This window comes from Acinetobacter stercoris, assembly GCF_900323515.1.
Taxonomy (GTDB): Bacteria; Pseudomonadota; Gammaproteobacteria; order Pseudomonadales; family Moraxellaceae; genus Acinetobacter; species Acinetobacter stercoris.
On the sequence record NZ_OOGT01000278.1, the window covers coordinates 1 to 3,880 of the forward strand.

General features: G+C 36.6%; 3 protein-coding genes. 2 read left to right on the forward strand and 1 reads right to left on the reverse strand.

The features are described from left to right. Positions 1 to 119: 119 nt before the first annotated feature. Complete coding sequence (gene prpF / locus KPC_RS18375) at positions 120 to 1,307, reverse strand: 2-methylaconitate cis-trans isomerase PrpF (RefSeq protein WP_121975777.1); 1,188 nt, start codon at positions 1,305 to 1,307, stop codon at positions 120 to 122. Between the two features lie 325 nt (positions 1,308 to 1,632). Between prpF and KPC_RS18380 the strand changes: the two genes are divergently transcribed. Together KPC_RS18380 and KPC_RS18385 are read left to right on the forward strand one after the other, a co-directional pair. After that, complete coding sequence (locus KPC_RS18380; protein ID WP_121975778.1) at positions 1,633 to 3,000, forward strand: amino acid permease; 1,368 nt, start codon at positions 1,633 to 1,635, stop codon at positions 2,998 to 3,000. Between the two features lie 215 nt (positions 3,001 to 3,215). Continuing rightward, complete coding sequence (locus tag KPC_RS18385; protein WP_121975779.1) at positions 3,216 to 3,797, forward strand: DedA family protein; 582 nt, start codon at positions 3,216 to 3,218, stop codon at positions 3,795 to 3,797. Positions 3,798 to 3,880 lie beyond the last annotated feature (83 nt).

Sequence of the window (3,880 nt, forward strand, 5' to 3'; positions counted from 1 at the left end):
TTATAATATATTTTAATCTAATCACACAAATTTAAATTAAATCATTATTAAGTTTATACTTTATCATTTATTTCTCATATTTAATAAAAAAGCCTCTAAAGGTTAGAGGCTTAAGCACTTTAGAAACTATCTTCCGGGATTCTTACCCAGCCTTCCATCAAAATTCGGGCACTTCTACTCATAATTGCTTTTTTAACAACCCATTGGCCATTTTCTAAATTAGCCTCTGCACCAACTCTTAATGTTCCTGATGGATGTCCAAAACGAACGGCATTTTTTTCACCACCTCCAGCAGCCAAATTTACCAATGTACCAGGGATAGCAGCAGCAGTACCAATTGCAACAGCCGCAGTTCCCATCATGGCATGATGTAATTTCCCCATAGAAAGGGCACGTACTGACAAATCAATATCAGTATCAGAAACTGTCTTACCACTTGAAGCAATATATGTCTTTGGTTTGGCTACAAAAGCTATTTTGGGTGTGTGTTGACGATTTGCTGCTTCAGCAATATCCTGAATCAGTCCCATTTTTACAGCACCATAAGCCCTAATTTTTTCAAAACGCTTTAATACTTCTGCATCCGAATTAATCGCATCCTGAAGCTCAGTACCTGTATAACCAATATCTTCTGCATTTAAGAAAATTGTAGGAATACCTGCATTAATAAAAGTTGCCTGAAAGGAGCCAATATCTGGTACATCGAATTGGTCAACGACTTGTCCAGTAGGGAACATTGCTCCACCATCTTCTCCATCATCGGCAGGATCAAGGAATTCAATTTGAACTTCTGCGGCAGGGAATGTCACACCATCCAGCTCAAAAGCACCTGTTTCCTGCACCTGACCATTGGTTATTGGAACATGTGCAATGATGGTTTTAGAAATATTCTTTTGCCAGATCCGAACCGTACATACACCGTTTTCAGGAATTCTATCAGCACTAACCAGACCATTTGATATTGCAAAAGATCCAACAGCAGCTGTTAAATTTCCACAGTTTCCACTCCAGTCGACAAATGCTTTATCAATAGAAACCTGCCCGAAAAGATAATCAACATCATGTTCTGGTTGAGTACTTTTCGATAAAATAACAGTTTTACTGGTACTCGATGTTGCTCCACCCATTCCATCAATTTGCTTCCCATACGGATCAGGACTTCCAATTACACGTAGTAATAATTTATCTCTCGCCTCACCTTCTACTTGAGCACGTTCAGGTAAATCATCCAGTTTAAAAAATACGCCCTTACTGGTACCGCCACGCATGTATGTCGCTGGAATTCTAATTTGTGGTGCAAAGCTCATATGACTGCTATTCCTTTTGTGCCTTGAATTTTGATTATGCCAATTTATAAGTAAATATCTCTTTTTCACATCATAGCATGGACAAAACAAATAACATTGACCAGATGACTTAAGTATAAAAAGCATGCGTCGAAGCTTTGGCTTTAGTCGACTAACATAAAAATATTTAAAAAAATAAAAAATCATAATATATTGTTTTTAATTAAAATTATTTATAAAACATAAAAAACACAGGGTCTGCCTTATTTGCACATATTGCTTGCATACTAGGCTAAATGTAACCAATCAATTACAATGCCGCTATTCTATTATGAGCTGAAAAACATTGAGCAACGAGTCAACTAAACTTCAGCGCGGACTCAAAAACCGTCATATCCAACTCATCGCAATGGGCGGTGCAATTGGTACTGGACTATTTTTAGGTTCAGCGCAGGTCATTCAATCTGCTGGCCCTTCGATTATTCTCGGATATGCTATTGGCGGATTAATCGCATTTTTAATCATGCGTCAACTTGGTGAAATGATTGTTGAGGAACCAGTTGCTGGTTCATTTAGCCATTTTGCCAATAAATACTGGGGGAAATTCCCTGGCTTCCTGGCTGGCTGGAATTACTGGATTTTATATGTACTCGTTGCAATGACCGAACTTACGGCCGTTGCCAAGTATATCAATTACTGGTGGCCGCATATTCCTGCTTGGGCATCTGTCTTATTCTTTTTTATTGTCATTACCTGCATCAATTTGGGTAATGTCAAATTCTATGGTGAATCCGAATTCTGGCTGGCCATCATTAAAGTTACAGCTGTAATTTCAATGATCGTGTTCGGTTTATATTTGCTTTTGACAGCAGGAGCAGATTCTACAGCATCCTTTAGCAACCTGTGGACTCATGGTGGTTTCTTTCCACATGGCTTTGAAGGTTTATTCTATATGCTGGCATTTTTAATGTTCGCATTTGGTGGAATTGAACTGATTGGTATGGCTGCTGCTGAAGCTCAGGATCCTGTAAAAACGATTCCAAAAGCAATTAATCAGGTTGTTTTCAGAATCCTGGTTTTCTATGTCGGTTCTCTAGCAATTTTACTTTCATTAGTGCCATGGGACCAATTACAGCTTGGCGGTCTCGACAAAAGCCCATTTGTCATGATTTTTAGTCAACTTGGGATCGGTTGGGCGGCAAACCTGCTAAACTTTATTATCTTAACTGCTGCACTTTCTGTTTATAACAGTGGCATGTATGCCAACAGCCGCATGTTGTACGGTCTGGCACAACAAGGGAATGCGCCGAAAGTATTCACAAAAGTTAATAAACAAGGGGTGCCTATTCCAGCAGTACTATTTTCGGCATTATTAATTTTTGGCTGCGTTTTATTAAATTATTTTGTTCCAGAAGATGCACTGAGTCACTTAATCTATGTCGTTGTCGGTGCTTTGGTTTTAAACTGGGCAATGATCAGTTTGACTCACCTCAAATTTAGACGTTTTCAAAAACTTAGATCTAGAACAAGTCAATACCCTGCCCTCTGGTCGCCTCTTAGTAATTTTATTGTTTTAGCTTTTATCGCAGTTATTTTATATATTATGTGGACTCAAGGTTTTAAAGAATCTGTCATCATGATTCCAATCTGGATCACGATTATGATTCTCTTTTATGACTTTCTTAATCCCAAAGATTTTAATGATATTGAATAACAAGCCTAGTCTTATCAGGGTTTTTAGTTTAGTCTAAAGACCCTTTTAACTTTCACTTTAAAATTTTCATATCCTCTTTTTTATTTTTCATTTGTATCTAAGGAGCTTTCTATACGATGCAAAAAAGTTCTAACGACCCAACTCATTTAAATAGTATCGAAGTATTCATTTGATATTACTTTTAAGCAGAAACAGAATATAAATTAGAGAATACGATGATTGATTGGGCACAGTTATTAGAACATTATGGTTATGTAGCAGTAGCGATCGGAACCTTTTTTGAGGGTGAAACGATTTTATTGCTCGGTTCTTATGCTGTGCATCACCAGATTCTGGATTTTTGGACACTCATTCTCATTGGATCTTGTGGTAGCTTTATTGGCGATATGTTTTATTACTATCTTGGATATCATCAAGGCTATAAAATTCTAAAAAAACGCCCAAAGCTTGAAGAAAAGTTTCATAAGGGAAGTAAATTTATTGAAAAATATCCCATTCTTACAATTTTATTGATGCGTTTTTTATGGGGGTTTAGAACTATTCTACCTGCCAGTTTCGGGATCAAGCGATTTAATCTTCCTGTCTATATTGTTGCAAATGTCATTGCCTCGTTTGTCTGGGCATATGTCATAGTCGCCCTCGGTGTAAAAATTAGTCATTATATTCATGTCGTTTTACACCATATGCATGTCCATGCAAAAACAATCACTATCGCTGTAATTACAACAATTGTGATCAGTATAGTTATCCATCTACTTGTGGTTGTAAGACGTAAAAACCAGTGTAAAAAGGATTAATATTTTTAATTTTTTAGAATTATTTATTTGAAAAATAAAATCATATTCCAAAATTACTTTAATTTTTTCCTATAATCATTTAG

Bases quoted from the DNA above. Each gene is read 5' to 3' on its own strand.
- KPC_RS18385 (WP_121975779.1), top strand. From the start codon at position 3,216: ATGATTGATTGGGCACAGTTATTAGAACATTATGGTTATGTAGCAGTA.
- prpF (WP_121975777.1), bottom strand. From the start codon at position 1,307: ATGAGCTTTGCACCACAAATTAGAATTCCAGCGACATACATGCGTGGC.